Raw genomic sequence first — 20,913 nt, 5'->3', positions numbered from 1 at the left:
TGGCGCGGCTTGGTGGCACGTGAATGTGCAGCCCGCAAAGCAAAGAGCAAAAAAGTTGAGTGAAAATGGGTGCGGCCTGAAGGCGTCTTTCAGCTATCAAAGGCATTGCGTAGCCAGTTCAAACGGGCTTCTGCACCCGGGGCGCCTTCAATGGCGACCACGTCGAAACGGCAGGGGTGGTTGGACCAGCATGATTCGCGTTGCAGGAAAATCTGCGCGGCAAGAATCAATTTTTGACGCTTGCGTCCATCGATACTGCCCAGAGCTCCACCCCATTGCGTGTGTTGTCTGTAGCGGACTTCGACGAATACTACTGTATCGCCGTCAAGCATGACCAGATCAAGCTCGCCGCGTTTGCACAGCCAGTTCTGCGCCAATAGGCGCAGCCCGTGCTGTTGGAGATGCCGGAGTGCTTGGCTCTCGGCATCTCTTCCGCTTTGCTGGCGTGATCCTTGAATCATTAGCGCGGTGTGTCGGGCAGGCGGGTGACTTGGCCGTTGACGAACTTGGCCCAGGGCAGTTGACGCTCAATGCGCTGACCGGCGGCAATGCCCAGGCTTCCGGATTCGCCTTCGATACGGCTGTCGGGCAGAGCCTTGAGCTGACCCAGGCGTGGCGCCAGGCGATAGGCGTCGACACCCATTGCGTACAGGCGACCGAGGCTGCCTCCAGCTTGTGGCCATTGTGCAGTGACCTGGCGGCGCAGAAGGCCGTTGGCATCCAGCAGCCAAGGCGTTTCGCAGAACATTACACCGTTCATGTCGTTGTATTGATTCTGATCGCCGCTGGCGCTGAACACGTTGGAAGTTGCGTACACCGGAACATCGCCAGCGTACTGGAAGTTCAGGGTCGGCTTGATCTGCTGTGCTTGCTGTGGAGTGGATGCGAGAAAAATGAACTCGATATCCTGGCGGCGCGACGGTTGTGCGGCGACTTGAGTGCCTACAGTGCTCTGCAGGCTCTTGGCGCGGCTCTCGCTTTGGCGCAGTCGGAACAGGTCGGCAATTTGCTGAGCTAAGGCGACAGGCTGGTCAACGCGTTCGATGCCGATCACGCTGCCACCGTTGGCTTCCCAATCCTGGCGGAACGCCTTGAGCACGCGATCGCCCCACTCGCCCTTGGGGACCAGTACCGCGGCGCGATGCAGGCCATCGGCGCGGGCACGACGAGAGACTTCACGGGCTTCGTCCTCGGCAGCCAGGCCGAACTGGAACAGTTGCGCCGGGCCTTGTTCGCCTTCGCTGTAGTTCAGTGCGAGGGTGGTAATCGGCAGTTGCGAGCGTGTGGCCAGTTGCTTGACCAATGGTTTTTCCAGGGGGCCGACTACCAGTTGCACGCCTGCGGCCTGGGCTTTGCGGTAGAAGTCGTCCAGGGAGCTCAAGCGCGAGCTGTCGTAAAACTCAATGCTGGGCGGCTTTTGCCCTGCTTGCTGAGCCTGGTAGTGAGCGGCCATGAAGCCTTCACGCAGGGCCTTGGAAACCGAAGCCAAGGGACCATCTTGTGGCAGAAGCAGGGCGATTTTCGAAACGGGTTGGCTAGCCAGCTCTTTGAGCTGGGTCAGCGGTTGTGGCAGTTGAATGGCGGCAGGATGCTTTGGGTTCTGCGCGCGCCAGTTATCAATGGCCGACTGTTGCTGCTCTAGAGTGCCGGCGGTCTTGACTGCCAGGGCCAGGCTCAGCCAGCCGGCCAGGTCATCGTTGCCTGCAGGTTGCAGTTGGTCGGTGGGCAGGGCAGCAATCAGTGCCCAGATGGCCTCATGGTTTTTTGCCGCGGCATCATCTTTCAGCAGGGGGGCGATAAGAATTCGCTGCTTGGCGGCAGAGAGCGTTTGGCCGTCTGCTTCCAGGGCACGAGCATAAACGTTGCCGGTGCGGATCTGCTGAGTTGCAGGTAGTTCGCTGAGATGCTGCAGGCTCTGATGGCTCAGCGCAGTCAGCGCGGCTTTCGGCTGATTGCGGATCATGGCCAGCTCTGCGGCCAGGGTGCTGGCGAAGATCTGCTGGGCAGGTTTGAGTTGATCCAGCGACACTTGCTGAAGGATTTGTCCGGCGCGTCCTGCGTTGCCCTGGCGATATGCCAGGTCTGCAGCGCTCAAACGCAGCAGGGCTGCCTTGTCCGGGCTTTTGCTGGTGGCGGCCTGTTCGAGCAATTGCTCGATGCTGGCATCCGGTGTCCGTGGAAGTTCGCCAAGGCTGGAAGAGGGCGAGCTGGCGCAAGCCACCAAAAGGGTAGCCAGGCAGAGGGCAAGAAACAGCCGCAGGCAAGCGATCATGTAAGTGTTCCTGATACTCGATCAAATGAGCGTGGAATTGTACCCAAGCGCTGGCCGGGGCGCGATGTTGCTGGTGATAAACAGTCTATTTAGCTGGTGCAAATGTTGCCGTAGTGCCTAAAAGGTCCCAAAGGGCTGGGTTGTTGAGTGATCGTCAGGCGTATTGATAGGGCTTCAACGCGTTACAATGGTGCTTTTTTCGATCTAGAGGTGTGCCCTTTGACTGCTCCAGGTGCTTTGAATACCGCTGCCGGCTCGCTTTATGTGGTGGCAACGCCCATCGGCAACCTGGATGACATCAGTGCCCGGGCCCTTAAGTTGTTGCGCGAAGTGTCTTTGATCGCTGCCGAGGATACCCGGCACTCTCAGCGCCTCATGCAGCACTTTGGCATTTCCACGCCCTTGGCGGCTTGCCATGAGCATAACGAGCGTGATGAAGGCTCTCGTTTCATTACTCGTTTATTGGCGGGTGATGATATCGCCTTGATTTCCGACGCCGGCACGCCGCTGATTTCCGACCCGGGTTATCACTTGGTACGGCAGGCTCGAGCTGCAGGCATCAATGTGGTTCCTGTGCCGGGGGCTTGTGCATTGATCGCGGCACTGTCGGCGGCAGGTTTGCCGTCGGATCGGTTTATCTTCGAGGGTTTTCTGCCGGCCAAGGCCGTTGGGCGGCGTGGGCGCCTGGAGTTGGTCAAGGAAGAACCCCGCACGTTGATTTTTTATGAGGCGCCGCATCGCATTCTTGAGTGTCTGCAAGACATGGAAGCGGTATTCGGTGGTGAGCGGCCGGCACTGTTGGCTCGAGAGCTGACCAAGACCTTTGAGACCCTCAAGGGGCTGCCTCTTTCCGAGTTGCGCCAGTTCGTAGAGGCTGACAGCAACCAGCAGCGTGGTGAGTGCGTAGTGCTGGTGGCGGGATGGACGGCACCGGAAAGTGATGAAGCGATCACTAGTGAGTCGATGCGCATTCTTGATCTGTTGCTTAAGGAGATGCCCCTCAAAAGGGCGGCGGCGCTGGCAGCCGAGATCACGGGTGAGCGCAAGAATGTCCTGTATCAGGTAGCACTGAATAAACAGAAAGAACAATAAATTGCGTGGCAGGGTGGCCAAAGGCTTTTAGCGCTTGTTCTTGGGGCGCTCTGCCGTTAACCTGCGCGGCGGAGAGTCGATTGGACAGTCGCTGCCCTCTATGAAAATTAGAGGGGGGAGGAAAGTCCGGGCTCCATAGGGCGGAGTGCCAGGTAATGCCTGGGGGGCGTGAGCCTACGGAAAGTGCCACAGAAAATAACCGCCTAAGCACTTCGGTGCCGGTAAGGGTGAAAAGGTGCGGTAAGAGCGCACCGCACGTCTGGTAACAGTTCGTGGCTAGGTAAACCCCACTCGGAGCAAGACCAAATAGGGTTCCAAGGCGTGGCCCGCGCTGGAACCGGGTAGGTTGCTAAAGATGTCCAGTGATGGCCATCGTAGAGGAATGACTGTCCTCGACAGAACCCGGCTTACAGATCGACTCTCCACCTTTTCCCTCCCTGCTTGAATCAATAGCAGAAGCGTTTCTGTAATACCGAAAAAATCTTACTCTTAATAAATTACTTTAACTTCATGCTGCAGCTTATTGAGCTGTTTGAAGTTGATGCTCTGGAATGCCCTCCGAATTCTCGTTATCTCTCCTCTTAGTCTCCTAAATCTCCGTTCTATAAGGCTTTTCCGTCGCTGCGCGCCTTGACGGTGGTGTGGGCGCATTCCTATAGTGTGCGCAAGTGGCAGAAAGTGGCATGAAGTGGGTTTTTTGAGCGCAAAACGCTAAAATTTGGAGAAACGCTGACGTGTTTCGCGGAGCTAACGCTATCAGTCTCGATGCGAAGGGCCGTCTCGCCATGCCGAGCCGGTATCGTGACGAGCTCGTTTCGCGAAGTTCCGGGCAATTAATCGTCACTATCGACGCTGTTGATCCTTGTTTGTGTGTTTACCCCCTCGATGAGTGGGAGCTGATAGAAACCAAACTGCGCGCATTGCCTTCGCTTCGCGAAGAAAACCGTCGTTTGCAGCGTTTGCTGATTGGTAATGCCGTCGATCTTGAGCTCGATGGCAGTGGTCGTTTTCTGGTGCCGCCGCGCCTGCGTGAATATGCCAAGTTGGATAAGCGCGCAATGCTGGTGGGCCAACTGAACAAGTTCCAATTGTGGGACGAGGATGCCTGGGATGCTGTTTCTGCGGCTGACCTGGCGGCTATTCAACAACCGGGCGCGATGCCTGATGAACTGCGTGATTTGATCCTGTGACTATTGATAGCGGCTTTAACCACATCACCGTGCTGCTTGACGAAGCCGTCGAGGCTCTCGCCGTGCGCCCTGATGGCTGCTATCTGGATGGCACCTTCGGCCGTGGCGGGCATAGCCGCTTGATTCTCAGCAAGCTCGGAACGGAGGGCCGGCTCCTCGGATTTGATAAGGACCCCCAAGCGATTGCCACCGGGCAAGCGCTAGCGGCCGAAGACGGCCGCTTTGTCGTTGTACAGCGCAGTTTTGCCGAGTTGGGTTCGGAGGTCGCGGAGCGCGGCCTGGCAGGCAAGGTCAGTGGTGTTCTGCTGGATCTTGGCGTGTCTTCGCCACAGCTGGACGATCCTGAACGCGGCTTCAGCTTTCTCAATGATGGCCCTCTGGACATGCGCATGGACCCGACTCGTGGCATCAGCGCTGCGCAGTTCATTGCCACCGCGCCCGTCGAGGAAATTGCCCGTGTGTTCAAGGAGTACGGCGAAGAGCGCTTCTCCGGGCGCATGGCGCGGGCCGTGGTCGAGCGTCGTGAAATCCAGCCCTTCGAACGCACCGCCGATCTGGCCGAAGTGTTGAAAGTCGCCAATCCTGCCTGGGAGAAGGGCAAGAATCCTGCTACTCGGGCTTTCCAGGGATTGCGCATCCACGTTAACAACGAACTGGGCGATCTCGAGGCTGGCCTTGAAGCGGCGCTGGAGTCGCTGGAAGTGGGTGGTCGCCTGGTGGTGATCAGCTTCCACTCCCTGGAAGATCGCATCGTCAAATTGTTCATGCGACGCCTGGTGAAGGGCGAGTCCGACAATCTGCCGCGCAACCTGCCGGTACGTTTCGAAGCCTTCGTGCCGAAAATCAAGATTCATGGCAAAGCGCAGTTCGCCTCCGAGGCCGAGCTCAAAGCCAATCCCCGTTCCCGTAGTGCGGTCATGCGTGTTGCGGAGAAGCTTCGGTGAGCAAGCTCTTCGCCAAGCCTCTTCCAGGCGGAAGCTTTTTCATGCTTCTGCTATTCGTTGGCGTTTTGGTCTCCGCGATTGCGGTTACCTACAGCGCCCACTGGAATCGTCAATTACTCAATACGCTGTATGGCGAGTTGAGTGTGCGTGACAAGGCCCAGGCCGAATGGGGACGGTTGATTCTCGAGCAAAGCACCTGGACCGCTCATAGCCGGATCGAAGTGCTGGCCACCGAACAGCTGAAAATGCATATCCCTGGCGCGGCTGAAGTCCGCATGGTGGCGCCATGAAACTTGAAGGCGCTCTCTACCCCTGGCGTTTCCGTGTGGTGCTGGGTCTGCTGGCGATCATGGTGTCGGCGATTGGCTGGCGCATTATCGATCTGCAGGTGGTCGACCGTGACTTCCTCAAGGGGCAGGGCGATGCGCGCAGTGTCCGGCACATCCCTATTCCCGCTCACCGTGGCCTGATCACCGACCGCAATGGCGAGCCTCTGGCCGTGAGTACGCCAGTGACCACGCTTTGGGCCAATGCCAAGGAAATGCAGTTGGCCAAGGACCGCTGGCCAGCATTGGCCATGGCTCTTGGTCAGGACCCCAAGGCGCTGACTGAGCGTCTCGAAGCTCAGGCCAATAAAGAATTCATCTATCTGGTCCGGGGCCTGACTCCGGAGCAGGGCCAGGCTGTGCTCGATCTGAAGGTGCCGGGCGTCTATGGCATTGAGGAGTTCCGGCGCTTCTATCCGGCCGGCGAAGTGACCGCGCACATGGTTGGCTTTACCGACATTGACGACCGTGGCCGCGAAGGGGTCGAGCTGGCCTATGACGAATGGCTCGCCGGTGTTCCCGGCAAGCGCCAGGTGATCAAGGACCGGCGCGGCAGATTGATCAAGGATGTCCAAGTCACCAAGAACGCCAAGGCCGGCAAGCCCTTGGCGTTGTCGATTGACCTGCGCCTGCAGTACCTGGCCAACCGTGAGCTGCGCAATGCCATTGTCGAAAATGGCGCCAAGGCCGGCAGCCTGGTGATCATGGACGTGAAGACTGGCGAGATCCTGGCCATGGTCAACCAGCCGACCTACAACCCGAACAACCGCCGCAATTTGCAGCCGGCGATGATGCGTAACCGCGCGATGATCGACGTGTTCGAGCCTGGCTCGACCATGAAGGCGATCTCCATGAGTGCCGCTCTGGAAACCGGGCGCTGGAAGCCCAGCGATACTGTCGAGGTCTATCCGGGCACCCTGCAGTTGGGTAAATACACCATTCGTGACGTGTCGAAGACCGAAGGGCCGGTGCTTGATCTGACCGGCATCCTGATCAACTCCAGTAACGTCGGCATGAGCAAGATCGCCTTCGATATCGGTGGTGAAGCCATTTTTCGTCTGGCACAGAAGATTGGCCTGGGTCAGGACACCGGCCTGGGCTTCCCTGGCGAGCGAGTCGGCAACCTGCCGAACTACCGTGAATGGCGCAAGGCTGAAACCGCGACCCTGTCTTATGGCTACGGCCTCTCGGTGACCGCGATCCAGCTGGTCCACGCGTTTTCCGCGTTGGCCAACAATGGTCGGATCGCTCCACTGACGCTGATCAAATCCGACAAGACCCCGCAAACCGCCCAGGTGATTCCGGAAAACGTCGCCAAGACTATGCAGGGCATGCTGCAGCAGGTGATCGAGGCGCCCCGGGGCGTGTTCCGTGCCCAGGTTCCGGCCTATCACGTGGCTGGCAAGAGCGGTACCGCGCGCAAGACTTCGGTCGGCACCAAAGGCTATGCCGAGAATTCCTATCGTTCGCTGTTTGCCGGTTTCGGCCCGATGAGCGATCCGCGCTATGCCATCGTGGTGGTGATCGACGAGCCGAGCAAGGCCGGTTACTTCGGTGGCCTGGTATCGGCTCCGGTGTTCAGCAAAGTGATGTCCGGCACCCTGCGCCTGATGAACATCACTCCGGATAATCTGCCGGCCACGCAACAGGCCAATGCGGTGCCCGGTACCCCAGTACGAGCTAATGGAGGGCGCGGCTAATGTCTCTTAGCCTGAACAAGATATTCGCCCACGCTGGTCGCGATCTGCTGATCCGCGAGTTGACGCTGGACAGCCGCAATGTACGTGCCGGTGATTTGTTCCTGGCGGTACCCGGCGCCAAGTTTGACGGCCGTGCGCATATTGCCGACGCCTTGCAGCGCGGTGCTGCTGCAGTGGCCTATGAGGTGGAAGGCGCAACTGTATTGCCGCTGACTGATGTGCCGCTGATCCCAGTCAAGGGCCTGGCGGCGCAGCTGTCGGATATTGCCGGACGCTTTTATGGTGATCCAAGCCGCCAGCTGAATCTGCTGGGCGTGACCGGTACCAACGGCAAGACCAGTGTTACCCAGTTGGTCGCCCAAGCTCTGGATTTGTTGGGCCAGCGTTGTGGTTTGGTGGGCACGCTGGGCACTGGCTTCTATGGCGCGCTGGAAAGTGGCTTGCACACCACGCCTAACCCTATCGCTGTGCAGGCGACCCTGGCTGACCTGAAAAACGCCGGCGCCAAGGCGGTGGCCATGGAGGTCTCGTCCCATGGTCTGGATCAGGGGCGCGTGGCGGCCCTGGCATTCGATGTTGCGGTGCTGACCAATCTGTCCCGTGACCATCTGGATTACCACGGAACCATGCAAGCCTATGGCGCAGCCAAGGCGAAGCTCTTCAACTGGACCGACCTGCGTTGCCGGGTGATCAATCTCGATGATGAGTTCGGCCGGCAACTGGCAGCGGACAAGCACGAGTCACGGCTGATTACTTACAGTCTCGAGGATGCCTCTGCTTATCTGTATTGCCGTGAGGCGACCTTCGACGACGACGGCGTTCGCGCAACCCTGGTGACTCCGCAGGGCGAGCACCATCTGCGCAGCGCTCTGCTCGGACGCTTCAATCTGAGCAATGTGCTGGCTGCGGTCGGTGCTTTGTTGGGCCTGGAGTATGCACTGGACGAAATTCTCGCCGTGCTGCCCAAGCTCGAAGGTCCTGCCGGGCGCATGCAACGCCTGGGTGGTGGTACTCAGCCCCTGGTGGTCGTGGATTACGCCCACACTCCGGATGCCCTGGAAAAAGTATTGCTGGCCCTGCGCCCTCACGCCAAGGGGCGTCTGCTCTGCCTGTTCGGCTGCGGCGGTGACCGCGATCGTGGCAAGCGTCCGCTGATGGCCGAGGTGGTAGAGCGCCTGGCAGATGGTGTGCTGGTCACCGATGACAACCCACGCAGCGAAGACCCTGCGCAGATCTTCGACGACATCCGTGCTGGTTTCAGCGCGGTAGACAAGGTCGATTTTGTTGCCGGTCGTGGCCTCGCCATTGCTCGATTGATCGCCGCCGCATCGGCAGACGATGTGGTGGTTCTGGCGGGTAAGGGCCATGAGGATTATCAGGAGATCAATGGCCAGCGCCATGACTTCTCCGACCTTGCTGAAGCCGACAAGGCCTTGACCGCATGGGAGGTGGCACATGCTTAAAGCCTTGCTGCTCAGTGAAGTATCGGCCCCATTGGATGCCCGCTTGATCGCGGGCGACGTGCGTTTCAGTGGTGTCAGTATCGATAGTCGGGCGATTCAGGCGGGCCAGTTGTTCGTTGCCTTGACGGGCCCCCGTTTTGACGGCCATGACTACTTGAACGAAGTGGCAGGCAAAGGTGCCGTAGCCGCGTTGGTTGAACGTGAAGTTCCCGACAGCACCCTGCCTCAGTTGCTGGTCAAGGATACCCGTCTGGCCCTCGGCCAATTGGGCGCTCTGAATCGTGGCGCCTTTACCCAGCCGGTAGCTGCGGTGACGGGTTCCAGCGGCAAGACCACGGTCAAGGAGATGCTGGCCAGCATCCTGCGTACCCGTGGTCCAGTGCTGGCAACCCGGGGCAACCTGAACAATGATCTGGGCGCGCCGCTGACACTACTGGAACTGGCCCCCGAACACACCGCTGCGGTGATCGAGCTGGGTGCGTCACGCATCGGCGAAATCGCCTACACCGTGGCCATGACTCGCCCCCATGTGGCGATCATCAATAATGCAGGTACCGCTCACGTCGGTGAGTTCGGCGGCCCGGAGAAAATCGTCGAAGCCAAGGGCGAGATTCTCGAGGGGCTCGATAGCGCCGGGATCGCGGTGCTCAATCTGGACGACAAGGCCTTCCCAATCTGGAAGACCCGAGCCGCCGGTCGCCAGGTGCTGAGCTTTGCCCTGGACAACAGCGCAGCAGATTTCCATGCCTCGGATATCGGTCGTGATGCCCGTGGTTGCCCGTCCTTCACATTGCACAGCCCAAAGGGCGTGGATAGGGTGCAACTGAACCTGCTTGGCACCCATAACGTGGCCAACGCCCTGGCTGCTGCTGCCGCAGCCCATGCTATGGGCGTCTCGCTGTTCGGCATCGTCACTGGCCTGAACGCTGTGCAGCCGGTCAAGGGCCGCACCGTTGCCCAACTGGCCAAGAACGGCCTGCGGGTGATCGATGACACTTACAACGCAAACCCCACCTCAATGTGTGCCGCCGTTGATATACTCGCCGGCTTTTCCGGCCGCACCGTCCTGGTGCTCGGAGACATTGGCGAGTTGGGCGAGTGGGCGGAGCAGGGGCACCGCGAAGTAGGTGCATATGCCGCTGGCAAGGTTTCGGCCCTCTACGCCGTAGGCCCGATGATGGCTCATGCCGTTGCCGCCTTCGGCGAACACGCGCGCCACTTCGCCAGCCAGGCTGATCTGATTGCCGCCCTGGACGTCGAGCAAGACCCAAATACCACCATTTTGATCAAGGGATCGCGCAGCGCGGTGATGGAAAACATCGTCGCGGCTTTGTGCGGCTCGAGCACGGAGAAACATTGATGCTGCTGCTGCTAGCGGAGTACCTGCAACAGTTCTACAAAGGCTTCGCGGTCTTTCAGTACCTGACCCTGCGCGGGATTCTCGGGGTACTGACTGCGCTGTCTTTGGCGCTGTGCCTGGGTCCGTGGATGATCCGTACTCTGCAAAACCGGCAGATCGGCCAGGCCGTGCGTAATGACGGTCCGCAGTCCCACCTGTCCAAGTCCGGTACGCCGACCATGGGGGGCGCGCTGATTCTTTCCGCTATCGGTATCAGCACCCTGCTCTGGGCCGACCTGCGCAACCACTATGTGTGGGTAGTGCTGGTGGTCACCCTGGCGTTTGGCGCCATCGGTTGGGTCGATGACTACCGCAAGGTGATCGAGAAGAACTCCCGTGGCTTGCCCAGCCGCTGGAAGTATTTCTGGCAGTCGGTGTTCGGCCTGGGTGCCGCGATCTTCCTTTACATGACCGCACAGAGTCCGGTGGAAACCACCCTGCTGATTCCGATGCTCAAGGATGTGAGTATTCCTCTGGGCATCGGTTTCGTGGTCCTGACTTACTTCGTCATCGTCGGTTCGAGTAACGCGGTCAACCTGACCGATGGCCTCGATGGCCTGGCGATCATGCCGACCGTGATGGTTGGTGGCGCGCTGGGGATCTTCTGCTACCTGTCGGGTAACGTGAAGTTCGCCGAATACCTGCTGATTCCTTACGTACCGGGGGCGGGCGAGCTGATCGTCTTCTGCGGTGCGCTGATCGGTGCCGGCCTGGGTTTCTTGTGGTTCAACACCTATCCGGCACAAGTCTTCATGGGCGACGTCGGCGCACTGGCGCTGGGCGCGGCCCTGGGCACCATTGCGGTGATCGTCCGTCAGGAAATCGTCCTGTTCATCATGGGCGGTGTGTTCGTGATGGAGACCCTGTCGGTGGTGATCCAGGTCGCTTCCTTCAAATTGACCGGTCGCCGTGTGTTCCGCATGGCGCCGATCCACCACCACTTTGAACTCAAGGGCTGGCCCGAGCCTCGCGTGATTGTCCGCTTCTGGATCATCACCGTGATCCTCGTGTTGATCGGCCTTGCCACCCTGAAGCTGAGGTAGAACGAGTGTCTCTGATCGCTTCTGACCACTTCCGCATCGTTGTCGGCCTCGGCAAGAGCGGCATGTCCCTGGTTCGCTTCCTGGCGAACCGGGGCGTGGCTTTTGCGGTGGCCGATACGCGGGAAAATCCACCTGAGCTGGCCACGTTGCGTCGTGACTACCCGCAGGTGGAGGTGCGTTGTGGCGAGCTGGACGTCGAGTTCCTGTGCCGTGCCGACGAGCTCTATGTGAGCCCCGGCCTGGCCCTGGCGACCCCGGCCCTGCAGGCCGCTGCTGCCCGTGGCGTGAAATTGTCCGGTGACATCGAGCTGTTCGCGCGTAACGCGAAGGCGCCGATTGTCGCCATCAGCGGTTCCAACGCGAAAAGCACCGTGACCACCCTGGTGGGCGAGATGGCCGCTGCGGCGGGCAAGCGGGTCGCCGTGGGCGGCAACCTGGGTACTCCGGCCCTGGATCTGCTCAGCGACGATGTCGAGCTGTACGTGATGGAACTGTCCAGCTTCCAGCTGGAAACCACCGACCAGCTGGGCGCTGAAGTGGCCACTGTGCTCAACATCAGCGAAGACCACATGGACCGTTACAGCGGTCTGCCGGCCTATCACCTGGCCAAGCACCGGATCTTCCGGGGAGCGCGGCAAGTGGTGGTCAATCGCCAGGATGCGCTGTCCCGGCCGTTGTTGAGCGAGAACCTGCCGTGCTGGACCTTCGGCCTGGGCAAGCCCGATTTCAAGGGCTTTGGCCTGCGGGAAGAGAACGGCGAGAAGTACCTGGCCTTCGAGTTCCAGACCCTGATGCCGGTGCGCGAACTGAAAATCCGTGGTGCCCATAACCAGTCCAACGCCCTGGCGGCATTGGCCCTGGGGCATGCAGTCGGCTTGCCGTTCGACGCGATGCTCTCGGCCCTGCGCACCTTCGCCGGCCTCGAGCACCGTTGCCAGTGGGTTCGCGACGTGGATGGCGTGGGCTATTACAACGATTCCAAAGCCACCAACGTCGGCGCCGCACTGGCTGCCATCGAAGGCCTGGGTGCGGACATCGCTGGCAAGATCGTGCTGATCGCCGGTGGCGACGGCAAGGGCGCCGAGTTCAAGGATCTGCGGGACCCGGTGGCGGCCAACTGCCGCGCGGTGGTCTTGATGGGCCGTGACTCCGACAAGATCGGTGAGGCCATCGGCGATGCCGTGCCGCTGATTCGTGCCGATTCGCTGGCCGACGCTGTGGCTCAATGCCGCGCAGTCGCGCAGCCTGGCGACGTGGTGTTGCTATCTCCCGCCTGCGCCAGTTTCGACATGTTCAAGAATTACGAAGACCGGGGTCACCAGTTCGTCCGCGTCGTGGAGGAACTGGCATGAATCTGAGAAACATCATCAAGCCATATCCGTCACCGCTCATCACTGGGCGTGGCATCGATCTTGATTTCCCGATGCTCGCCGGCTGCTTGACGCTGCTCGGCCTGGGGCTGGTCATGATTGCATCGGCCTCTACCGAAGTGGCAGCGGCGCAGTCGGGCAGTGCCCTGTACTACATGATTCGCCACCTTATCTACATCGTGCTGGGCCTGGGGGCCTGCATTGTCACCATGATGATTCCCATCGCCACCTGGCAGCGCCTGGGCTGGATGATGTTGATTGGTGCCTTCGGCTTGCTGGTGATGGTGATCATTCCGGGGATTGGCCGTGAAGTGAACGGTTCGATGCGCTGGATCGGTTTCAGCTTCTTTAACGTTCAGCCCTCCGAGATTGCCAAGGTGTTCGTGGTGATTTACCTCGCCGGCTACCTGGTGCGGCGGCAGAAGGAAGTGCGTGAAAGCTGGATGGGCTTCTTCAAGCCGTTCATCGTTCTGCTGCCAATGGCGGGCCTGCTTCTGATGGAGCCGGACTTCGGTGCCACCGTGGTGATGATGGGCGCCGCGGCGGCGATGCTGTTCCTCGGCGGTGTCGGGCTGTTCCGGTTTTCCCTGATGGTGCTCCTGGCGGTGGCGGCGGTTGTCTTGCTGATTCAGATGCAGCCCTATCGAATGGCCCGTCTGACCAACTTTGCCGACCCCTGGGCGGACCAGTTCGGTGCCGGTTACCAGCTGTCCCAAGCCTTGATCGCCTTCGGTCGTGGCGAGTGGCTGGGCGTGGGCCTGGGCAACAGTGTGCAGAAACAGTTCTATCTGCCGGAGGCTCACACCGACTTCGTGTTCTCGGTGCTGGCCGAAGAGCTGGGAGCCGTGGGCTCCTTGTGCACGGTGGCGCTGTTCGTATTCGTCTGTATACGCGGCATGTACATCGGCCTGTGGGCCGAGAAAGCCAAGCAGTATTTTGCCGCTTATGTGGCTTATGGCTTGTCGTTCCTGTGGATTGGTCAGTTCTTGATCAATATCGGGGTGAACGTCGGTCTGTTGCCGACCAAGGGGCTGACCCTGCCGTTCCTCAGTTATGGCGGTAGTTCGTTGGTGATCTGCTGCGCCTGCCTCGGATTGTTGCTGCGTATCGAATGGGAGAGCAGGACCCACCTGGGCAGTGAAGAGATGGAGTTCAGTGAGAGTGACTTTGCCGAGGAGCCGATCCATGGGCGCTAACGTGCTGATCATGGCGGGCGGCACCGGTGGCCACGTGTTCCCGGCGCTGGCTTGTGCCCGCGAGTTCCAGGCCCGTGGCTACAGCGTGCACTGGCTGGGTACTCCCCGCGGGATCGAGAACGAATTGGTACCGGCGGCTGGCCTGCCGCTGCATTTGATCAACGTCACCGGGCTGCGGGGCAAGGGCAAGCTGTCCCTGCTCAAGGCGCCGTTCGTCCTGATCAAGGCGGTGCTCCAGGCCCGGCGGATCATTCGGCAACTCAAGCCGGTGTGTGTGCTGGGTTTTGGTGGTTATGTGACCGGCCCTGGTGGTGTTGCCGCCAAGTTGTCGGGGGTGCCGGTGATCGTTCACGAGCAGAATGCTGTGGCCGGTACCGCCAATCGGCTGCTGGTGCCGTTGGCCGCCCGAGTCTGCGAAGCTTTCCCGGACACCTTCGGAGCTTCCGACAGCCGCCGCACCACGGGCAATCCGGTGCGCGCCGAACTGTTCCTCGACACACCGCGCGAGGCCCTGGCCGGACGCAAGGCGCGTTTGCTGATCCTGGGCGGAAGTCTGGGGGCAGAGCCGTTGAACAAGTTATTGCCGGAAGCCCTGGCACAGGTCGCCCCCGAGCTGCGTCCGGAGGTGTTCCATCAGGCTGGTAAAAACCACGATGAAGTCACTGCAGAGCGCTATCGCGCCGCCGGCGTCGAGGCGCAAGTGCAGCCCTTTATCAAAGACATGGCTCAAGCCTACGGCTGGGCCGACCTGGTGGTCTGTCGCGCAGGCGCGTTGACCGTCAGCGAAATGGCTGCTGCCGGTCTGCCTTCGATGCTGGTGCCTTTGCCCCATGCGATCGACGATCACCAGACCCGCAATGCCGAATATTTGGCTCGTGAAGGTGCTGCCTTCCTGATGCCGCAAAGAACGACTGGTGCAGCGGACCTTGCCGCTCGCCTGACAGAGGTTTTGATGCAACCAGAACGACTCGACAAGATGGCCCAGGCTGCGCGCCGCCTGGCCAAACCCGATGCCACCCGCGATGTGGTGAATATCTGCCTGGAGGTGGCCCATGGTTGAGAATCAAAAAGCCATGCCGCAACCGGAAATGCGCCGTATCCGTCGTATCCATTTCGTCGGTATTGGCGGCGTGGGCATGTGCGGGATTGCCGAGGTGCTGCTGAACCTGGGTTACCAGGTCTCCGGTTCCGATCTCAAGGCGTCGCCGGTCACCGAGCGCCTGGAGTCGTTCGGTGCACAGATTTTTATCGGCCACCGCGCCGAGAACGCTGCGAACGCCGATGTACTGGTGGTTTCCAGCGCCGTGAACACCTCCAACCCGGAAGTCGCCACTGCACTGGAACGGCGTATTCCGGTGGTGCCGCGGGCGGAAATGCTCGCCGAGCTGATGCGCTACCGTCACGGCGTTGCCGTGGCTGGTACGCACGGCAAGACCACCACCACCAGCCTGCTGGCTTCGGTGTTCGCCGCGGGCGGTCTGGACCCGACCTTTGTCATCGGTGGTCGGCTCAATGCAGCGGGCACCAATGCCCAGCTGGGCACCAGCCGTTACCTGATTGCCGAAGCCGACGAAAGCGACGCCAGCTTCCTGCATCTGCAGCCGCTGGTGGCCGTGGTCACCAACATCGACGCTGACCATATGGCGACCTACGACGGTGACTTCAACAAACTGAAGAAAACCTTCGTCGACTTCCTGCATAACCTGCCGTTCTACGGGCTGGCGGTGATGTGCCTGGACGATCCGGTGGTGCGCGATATCCTGCCGCAGGTCAAGCGTCCGACCGTGACCTACGGCTTCAGCGAAGAAGCCGACGTGCGTGCCATCAATGTACGCCAGCAAGGCATGCAGACCTTCTTCACCGTGCTGCGTCGTGACCGCGAGCCGCTGGACGTGTCGGTGAACATGCCGGGCAACCACAACGTGCTGAACTCCCTGGCGACCATCTGCATCGCCACCGACGAAGGCATCAGCGACGAAGCCATTGTCCAGGGGCTGTCGGGCTTCCAGGGTGTGGGCCGGCGCTTCCAGGTCTACGGCGAACTGCCGGTGGAAGGCGGCAACGTCATGCTGGTGGACGACTACGGGCACCACCCGACCGAGGTCGCGGCAGTGATCAAGGCCGTGCGTGGCGGTTGGCCGGAGCGCCGTCTGGTGATGGTCTACCAGCCGCACCGTTTCAGCCGTACCCGCGATCTGTACGACGACTTCGTGCAGGTGCTGGCCGATGCCAACGTGCTGCTGTTGATGGAGGTCTACCCGGCCGGTGAAGAGCCGATTCCGGGCGCTGACAGCCGCCAGTTGTGCCACAGCATTCGGCAACGGGGCCAGTTGGACCCTATCTACATCGAGCGAGGCGTCGACCTGGCACCGCTGGTCAAGCCACTGCTGCGTGCTGGTGACATCCTGCTGTGCCAAGGCGCCGGTGATATCGGTGGCCTGGCGCCAAAACTGCTCAACAGCCCGCTGTTCGCCGGTGCTGTGGCCGCTGGCAAGGGGGCGAAATGACAGCTGCCTACGCCAACCTGTTCTCCACCGTAAAGCCGAGCGATTTCGGTCGCGTTGCCGTGCTCTACGGCGGCAAGAGCGCCGAGCGCGAAGTGTCGCTGAAGTCCGGCAAGGCCGTGCTTGAAGCCTTGCAGAGTGGCGGCGTGGACGCCTTCGGCATTGATGTCGGTGACGACCTGCTGCAGCGCCTCTTGAGCGAGAAGATTGATCGTGCCTTCATCATTCTCCACGGCCGTGGCGGAGAAGACGGCAGCATGCAAGGCCTGCTGGAATGCCTGGGGATTCCCTACACCGGTAGCGGCATCCTCGCTTCGGCCCTGGCCATGGACAAGCTGCGCACCAAGCAGGTCTGGCACAGCCTGGGTATTCCGACGCCGCGTCACGCGGTCCTGAGTTCGGAAGCCGACTGTATTTCCGCGGTGGCGGAACTGGGCCTGCCTTTGATCGTCAAACCGGCTCATGAAGGCTCCAGTATCGGTATGGCCAAGGTGACTTCCGCGCCCGAATTGATCGAGGCATGGAAGGCGGCCAGTACCTACGATTCGCAAGTGTTGGTCGAGCAATGGATCCAGGGTCCGGAGTTCACCATCGCAACCCTGCGTGGTCAGGTGCTGCCACCGATCGCGTTGGGTACTCCCCACACGTTTTACGACTACGACGCCAAGTACCTGGCTTCCGATACCCAGTACCGGATTCCATGCGGCCTCGATAGCGCCAAGGAACAGGAACTCATGGACCTCACGGCGAAAGCCTGTGAGGCGCTCGGTATCGCCGGTTGGGCGCGTGCCGATGTAATGCAGGATGCCCAGGGGCAGTTCTGGTTCCTGGAAGTGAACACCGCTCCCGGGATGACCGACCACAGCCTGGTGCCGATGGCCGCTCGTGCGGCCGGTCTGGATTTCCAGCAGTTGGTCCTGGCCATCCTGGCAGCCAGTCTTGAGGCGAGAGGTTAAGTCCATGCAAGGCGCGTCGCTTCGTCATCAGCAACCCGCACCCGGCCGCAAGCCGGTACCGCGGGGTGCCAGCCGTATGGTGGCCAAAGAGCCGATGTCGGTGCGCCTGCCGAAAGCCAACTTTGGTTTTCTGAAAAGCCTGTTCTGGCCGGTGCTGCTGGTGGCGTTGGGCTTTGGCACCTATGAAGGTGCCCAGCGCTTGCTGCCATACGCTGACCGTCCAATCACCAAGATCGCGGTGCAGGGGGACTTGAGCTACATCAGCCAGCAGGCGGTGCAGCAGCGGATCGCGCCTTATGTCGCGGCGAGCTTCTTCACCATCGACCTGGCGAGCATGCGCACCGAGCTGGAAAAGATGCCCTGGATCGCCCACGCCGAAGTTCGTCGGGTGTGGCCGGACCAAGTGGTGATTCGCCTGGAAGAACAACTGCCAGTGGCCCGCTGGGGCGACGAGGCACTGTTGAACAACCAGGGCCAGGCCTTCACTCCGCGTGAACTGGCGAACTATGAACACTTGCCGCAGTTGTTCGGGCCGCAGCGGGCCCAGCAGCAAGTGATGCAGCAGTATCAGGTGTTGAGCCAGATGCTGCGGCCGCTGGGCTTTTCGATCGCCCGTCTGGAGCTGCGCGAGCGCGGCAGCTGGTTCCTGACCACCGGTGCCGGCAGTGCCGGTCCCGGTATCGAGTTGCTCCTGGGTCGCGATCATCTGGTGGAGAAGATGCGCCGCTTCATTGCCATTTATGAAAAAACGCTGAAAGAACAGATCACGAACATCGCGCGCATCGATCTGCGCTACGCCAACGGCCTGGCCGTGGGCTGGCGCGATCCGGCGGCACCCACGACGGCGCAACCTGCCGTCGCGAAGAATTAAGAAGAGGCAGGACCATGGCAAATGTGCAAAGCGGCAAAATGATCGTCGGCCTGGATATCGGCACCTCCAAGGTGGTGGCGCTGGTGGGCGAAGTCGCGGCCGATGGCTCGCTGGAAATCGTCGGCATCGGCACCCATCCTTCCCGCGGCCTGAAGAAGGGCGTGGTGGTGAACATCGAGTCCACCGTGCAGTCGATCCAGCGCGCGGTGGAAGAAGCGCAACTGATGGCGGGTTGCCGTATCCACTCGGCCTTCGTCGGCGTGGCGGGCAATCACATCCGCAGCCTGAACTCCCACGGCATCGTGGCGATCCGCGACCGTGAAGTCAGCTCGGCGGACCTGGAGCGGGTATTGGATGCGGCCCAGGCCGTGGCAATCCCGGCTGACCAGCGGGTCCTGCACACCCTGCCACAGGATTACGTGATCGATAACCAGGAAGGCGTGCGTGAGCCTTTGGGCATGTCGGGCGTGCGTCTGGAAGCCAAGGTGCACGTGGTGACCTGTGCGGTGAATGCCGCTCAGAACATCGAGAAGTGCGTGCGTCGCTGCGGCCTGGAAATCGACGACATCATCCTCGAGCAACTGGCCTCGGCCTATTCGGTACTCACCGACGACGAGAAAGAGCTGGGCGTGTGCCTGGTGGACATCGGCGGCGGCACCACCGACATGGCGATCTTCACCGAAGGCGCGATCCGTCACACCGCGGTGATCCCGATTGCCGGCGATCAGGTGACCAACGACATCGCCATGGCCCTGCGCACGCCGACCCAGTATGCCGAAGAGATCAAGATCCGTTACGCCTGCGCCCTGGCCAAGCTGGCCGGTGCCGGCGAAACCATCAAGGTGCCGAGCGTTGGCGATCGTCCGCCGCGCGAGCTGTCGCGCCAGGCCCTGGCCGAAGTGGTCGAGCCGCGTTACGACGAACTGTTCACCCTGATCCAGGCCGAGCTGCGTCGCAGCGGCTACGAAGACTTGATCCCGGCCGGCATCGTGCTCACCGGTGGTACTTCGAAGATGGAAGGCGCGGTGGAACTGGCCGAGGAGATTTTCCACATGCCGGTTCGTCTGGGCGTGCCCCACAGTGTCAAGGGCCTGTCCGACGTGGTGCGCAACCCGATCTATTCCACCGGCGTCGGCCTGCTGCTCTATGGACTGCAGAAACAGTCCGATGGCATCTCGTTCTCCGGCATCGGCAGCCGCGACAGCTACAGCAGCGACGAGCCCAAGGCCGCGTTACTGGACCGCATCAAGAGCTGGGTCCAGGGCAACTTCTAAAGATTTACCGCAACACCGTTTCATAGCAGTAGGCAGTAGGCGAAAAACTAGAGAAATGAAAGGAGAGGGAAAATGTTCGAACTCGTAGACAACATCCCGCAGAGTCCGGTAATCAAGGTTATCGGTGTTGGCGGTGGCGGCGGCAACGCGGTCAATCACATGGTCAAGAGCAACATCGAAGGCGTCGAGTTCATCTGCGCCAACACTGATGCTCAAGCGCTGAAAAACATCGGCGCGCGGACCATCCTGCAACTGGGTACCGGCGTGACCAAGGGCCTGGGTGCTGGCGCCAATCCGGAAGTCGGCCGTCAAGCCGCTCTGGAAGACCGCGAGCGTATCGCCGAAGTACTGGCGGGCACCAACATGGTGTTCATCACCACCGGCATGGGCGGCGGTACCGGTACCGGTGCGGCGCCGATCATCGCTGAAGTGGCCAAGGAAATGGGCATCCTCACCGTTGCGGTGGTGACCCGTCCGTTCCCGTTCGAAGGCCGCAAGCGCATGCAGATCGCCGATGAGGGCATCCGCGCGCTGAGCGAAAGCGTCGACTCGTTGATCACCATCCCCAACGAGAAGCTGCTGACCATCCTCGGCAAGGACGCCAGCCTGCTGTCGGCTTTCGCCAAGGCTGACGACGTGCTGGCCGGTGCCGTTCGCGGTATCTCCGACATCATCAAGCGTCCGGGCATGATCAACGTCGACTTTGCCGACGTACGTACCGTGATGAGCGAAATGGGCATGGCGATGATGGGCACTGGCTGCGCCAGCGGTCCGAACCGTGCGCGTGAGGCCACTGAAGCGGCGATCCGCAACCCGCTGCTGGAAGACGTGAACCTGGAAGGTGCACGCGGCATCCTGGTGAACATCACCGCCGGTCCTGACCTGTCCCTGGGTGAGTACTCCGACGTGGGTAGCATCATCGAAGCCTTCGCTTCCGAACACGCCATGGTCAAGGTCGGTACCGTTATCGATCCGGACATGCGTGACGAACTGCATGTAACCGTAGTGGCCACCGGTCTGGGCGCGAAAATCGAGAAACCTGTAAAGGTCATCGACAACACCGTTCAGACTTCCATGTCCGCGCAGTCGCAAGCGCCAGCCCCTGCTCGTCAGGAACTGCCGTCGGTGAACTACCGTGACCTGGACCGTCCGACCGTCATGCGCAATCAGGCGCAGTCGAACGCGGCGACCGCGGCGAAGCTGAATCCGCAAGATGATCTGGATTACCTGGACATCCCGGCATTCCTGCGTCGTCAGGCCGATTGATGGAATGTATCAGGGGTATTAGGGTGATTGGTGTTCAGCAAAGGCAT

The 20,913-nt window shown here is 60.8% G+C and carries 18 protein-coding genes and 1 other RNA gene; 17 read left to right on the top strand and 2 right to left on the bottom strand.

Features of this window, described 5'->3' with window-relative positions:
* Window positions 1-89: 89 nt before the first annotated feature.
* Complete coding sequence (locus tag LOY69_RS24615) at window positions 90-461, bottom strand: YraN family protein (RefSeq protein WP_102880876.1); 372 nt, start codon at window positions 459-461, stop codon at window positions 90-92.
* Window positions 461-2,272: a penicillin-binding protein activator gene (locus tag LOY69_RS24610; protein WP_265073727.1), complete on the bottom strand. Its 1,812-nt coding sequence runs from the start codon at window positions 2,270-2,272 to the stop codon at window positions 461-463. Before LOY69_RS24610 ends, LOY69_RS24615 begins: the two co-directional genes overlap by 1 nt.
* 219 nt (window positions 2,273-2,491) lie before the next feature.
* Between LOY69_RS24610 and rsmI the strand changes: the two genes are divergently transcribed.
* From rsmI to ftsZ, 17 genes are all read left to right on the top strand, one after another.
* Complete coding sequence (gene rsmI / locus LOY69_RS24605; protein ID WP_265073726.1) at window positions 2,492-3,364, top strand: 16S rRNA (cytidine(1402)-2'-O)-methyltransferase; 873 nt, start codon at window positions 2,492-2,494, stop codon at window positions 3,362-3,364.
* A 72-nt stretch (window positions 3,365-3,436) separates the two neighbouring features.
* An RNA gene (rnpB, locus tag LOY69_RS24600) (RNase P RNA component class A) lies at window positions 3,437-3,790 on the top strand.
* A 308-nt stretch (window positions 3,791-4,098) separates the two neighbouring features.
* A complete protein-coding gene (gene mraZ / locus LOY69_RS24595) occupies window positions 4,099-4,554 on the top strand; it encodes a division/cell wall cluster transcriptional repressor MraZ (protein WP_019693566.1) in 456 nt (151 codons plus the stop codon).
* A complete protein-coding gene (rsmH, locus tag LOY69_RS24590; protein ID WP_162884089.1) occupies window positions 4,551-5,498 on the top strand; it encodes a 16S rRNA (cytosine(1402)-N(4))-methyltransferase RsmH in 948 nt (315 codons plus the stop codon). The genes mraZ and rsmH overlap by 4 nt, the downstream gene beginning before the upstream one ends.
* On the top strand, window positions 5,495-5,788 hold the full coding sequence (gene ftsL, locus LOY69_RS24585) for a cell division protein FtsL (RefSeq protein ID WP_102860317.1): 294 nt from the start codon (window positions 5,495-5,497) through the stop codon (window positions 5,786-5,788). The genes rsmH and ftsL overlap by 4 nt, the downstream gene beginning before the upstream one ends.
* A complete protein-coding gene (locus tag LOY69_RS24580) occupies window positions 5,785-7,524 on the top strand; it encodes a peptidoglycan D,D-transpeptidase FtsI family protein (protein ID WP_102880874.1) in 1,740 nt (579 codons plus the stop codon). The genes ftsL and LOY69_RS24580 overlap by 4 nt, the downstream gene beginning before the upstream one ends.
* Complete coding sequence (locus tag LOY69_RS24575) at window positions 7,524-8,987, top strand: UDP-N-acetylmuramoyl-L-alanyl-D-glutamate--2,6-diaminopimelate ligase (RefSeq protein WP_110596350.1); 1,464 nt, start codon at window positions 7,524-7,526, stop codon at window positions 8,985-8,987. Before LOY69_RS24580 ends, LOY69_RS24575 begins: the two co-directional genes overlap by 1 nt.
* Window positions 8,980-10,347: a UDP-N-acetylmuramoyl-tripeptide--D-alanyl-D-alanine ligase gene (locus LOY69_RS24570; RefSeq protein ID WP_265073725.1), complete on the top strand. Its 1,368-nt coding sequence runs from the start codon at window positions 8,980-8,982 to the stop codon at window positions 10,345-10,347. The genes LOY69_RS24575 and LOY69_RS24570 overlap by 8 nt, the downstream gene beginning before the upstream one ends.
* Window positions 10,347-11,429 carry a phospho-N-acetylmuramoyl-pentapeptide-transferase gene (mraY, locus tag LOY69_RS24565; RefSeq protein ID WP_102860321.1) on the top strand — a complete coding sequence of 361 codons (1,083 nt, stop codon included), beginning with the start codon at window positions 10,347-10,349 and terminating at the stop codon, window positions 11,427-11,429. Before LOY69_RS24570 ends, mraY begins: the two co-directional genes overlap by 1 nt.
* 5 nt (window positions 11,430-11,434) lie before the next feature.
* Window positions 11,435-12,781 (top strand): UDP-N-acetylmuramoyl-L-alanine--D-glutamate ligase, encoded by a 1,347-nt coding sequence (gene murD, locus LOY69_RS24560; RefSeq protein WP_265073724.1) that lies wholly within the window; start codon window positions 11,435-11,437, stop codon window positions 12,779-12,781.
* Entirely contained in the window at window positions 12,778-13,995 is a 1,218-nt protein-coding gene (gene ftsW, locus LOY69_RS24555) for a putative lipid II flippase FtsW (protein WP_102860323.1), read from the top strand. The genes murD and ftsW overlap by 4 nt, the downstream gene beginning before the upstream one ends.
* Window positions 13,985-15,055 carry an undecaprenyldiphospho-muramoylpentapeptide beta-N-acetylglucosaminyltransferase gene (murG, locus tag LOY69_RS24550; RefSeq protein ID WP_265073723.1) on the top strand — a complete coding sequence of 357 codons (1,071 nt, stop codon included), beginning with the start codon at window positions 13,985-13,987 and terminating at the stop codon, window positions 15,053-15,055. Before ftsW ends, murG begins: the two co-directional genes overlap by 11 nt.
* Complete coding sequence (murC, locus tag LOY69_RS24545; RefSeq protein WP_102860325.1) at window positions 15,048-16,502, top strand: UDP-N-acetylmuramate--L-alanine ligase; 1,455 nt, start codon at window positions 15,048-15,050, stop codon at window positions 16,500-16,502. The genes murG and murC overlap by 8 nt, the downstream gene beginning before the upstream one ends.
* Complete coding sequence (locus tag LOY69_RS24540) at window positions 16,499-17,455, top strand: D-alanine--D-alanine ligase (RefSeq protein WP_102880869.1); 957 nt, start codon at window positions 16,499-16,501, stop codon at window positions 17,453-17,455. Before murC ends, LOY69_RS24540 begins: the two co-directional genes overlap by 4 nt.
* Window positions 17,456-17,459: 4 nt before the next feature.
* Window positions 17,460-18,326, top strand: coding sequence for a cell division protein FtsQ/DivIB (locus LOY69_RS24535; RefSeq protein ID WP_102860327.1), 867 nt, complete (start codon window positions 17,460-17,462; stop codon window positions 18,324-18,326).
* A gap of 14 nt (window positions 18,327-18,340) precedes the next feature.
* Window positions 18,341-19,600 carry a cell division protein FtsA gene (gene ftsA, locus LOY69_RS24530; protein ID WP_011063306.1) on the top strand — a complete coding sequence of 420 codons (1,260 nt, stop codon included), beginning with the start codon at window positions 18,341-18,343 and terminating at the stop codon, window positions 19,598-19,600.
* 72 nt (window positions 19,601-19,672) lie between these two features.
* Window positions 19,673-20,866 carry a cell division protein FtsZ gene (gene ftsZ, locus LOY69_RS24525; RefSeq protein WP_011063305.1) on the top strand — a complete coding sequence of 398 codons (1,194 nt, stop codon included), beginning with the start codon at window positions 19,673-19,675 and terminating at the stop codon, window positions 20,864-20,866.
* The last annotated feature ends 47 nt before the right edge of the window (window positions 20,867-20,913 follow it).

The organism is Pseudomonas sp. B21-059, from assembly GCF_026016285.1.
Lineage (GTDB): Bacteria > Pseudomonadota > Gammaproteobacteria > Pseudomonadales > Pseudomonadaceae > Aquipseudomonas > Aquipseudomonas danubii.
The sequence above is the reverse complement of the archived record's forward strand: the minus strand, read 5'-3'. Positions and strand labels throughout refer to the sequence as shown.

What these genes read in the sequence shown, in the direction of transcription:
- LOY69_RS24610 (WP_265073727.1), bottom strand. Translation starts at nt 2,272, where the DNA reads ATGATCGCTTGCCTGCGGCTGTTTCTTGCCCTCTGCCTGGCTACCCTT.
- ftsA (WP_011063306.1), top strand. Translation starts at nt 18,341, where the DNA reads ATGGCAAATGTGCAAAGCGGCAAAATGATCGTCGGCCTGGATATCGGC.
- LOY69_RS24540 (WP_102880869.1), top strand. Translation starts at nt 16,499, where the DNA reads ATGACAGCTGCCTACGCCAACCTGTTCTCCACCGTAAAGCCGAGCGAT.
- murC (WP_102860325.1), top strand. Translation starts at nt 15,048, where the DNA reads ATGGTTGAGAATCAAAAAGCCATGCCGCAACCGGAAATGCGCCGTATC.
- LOY69_RS24535 (WP_102860327.1), top strand. Translation starts at nt 17,460, where the DNA reads ATGCAAGGCGCGTCGCTTCGTCATCAGCAACCCGCACCCGGCCGCAAG.
- LOY69_RS24575 (WP_110596350.1), top strand. Translation starts at nt 7,524, where the DNA reads ATGTCTCTTAGCCTGAACAAGATATTCGCCCACGCTGGTCGCGATCTG.
- LOY69_RS24615 (WP_102880876.1), bottom strand. Translation starts at nt 461, where the DNA reads ATGATTCAAGGATCACGCCAGCAAAGCGGAAGAGATGCCGAGAGCCAA.
- LOY69_RS24580 (WP_102880874.1), top strand. Translation starts at nt 5,785, where the DNA reads ATGAAACTTGAAGGCGCTCTCTACCCCTGGCGTTTCCGTGTGGTGCTG.
- ftsZ (WP_011063305.1), top strand. Translation starts at nt 19,673, where the DNA reads ATGTTCGAACTCGTAGACAACATCCCGCAGAGTCCGGTAATCAAGGTT.
- mraY (WP_102860321.1), top strand. Translation starts at nt 10,347, where the DNA reads ATGCTGCTGCTGCTAGCGGAGTACCTGCAACAGTTCTACAAAGGCTTC.
- ftsW (WP_102860323.1), top strand. Translation starts at nt 12,778, where the DNA reads ATGAATCTGAGAAACATCATCAAGCCATATCCGTCACCGCTCATCACT.
- LOY69_RS24570 (WP_265073725.1), top strand. Translation starts at nt 8,980, where the DNA reads ATGCTTAAAGCCTTGCTGCTCAGTGAAGTATCGGCCCCATTGGATGCC.
- murG (WP_265073723.1), top strand. Translation starts at nt 13,985, where the DNA reads ATGGGCGCTAACGTGCTGATCATGGCGGGCGGCACCGGTGGCCACGTG.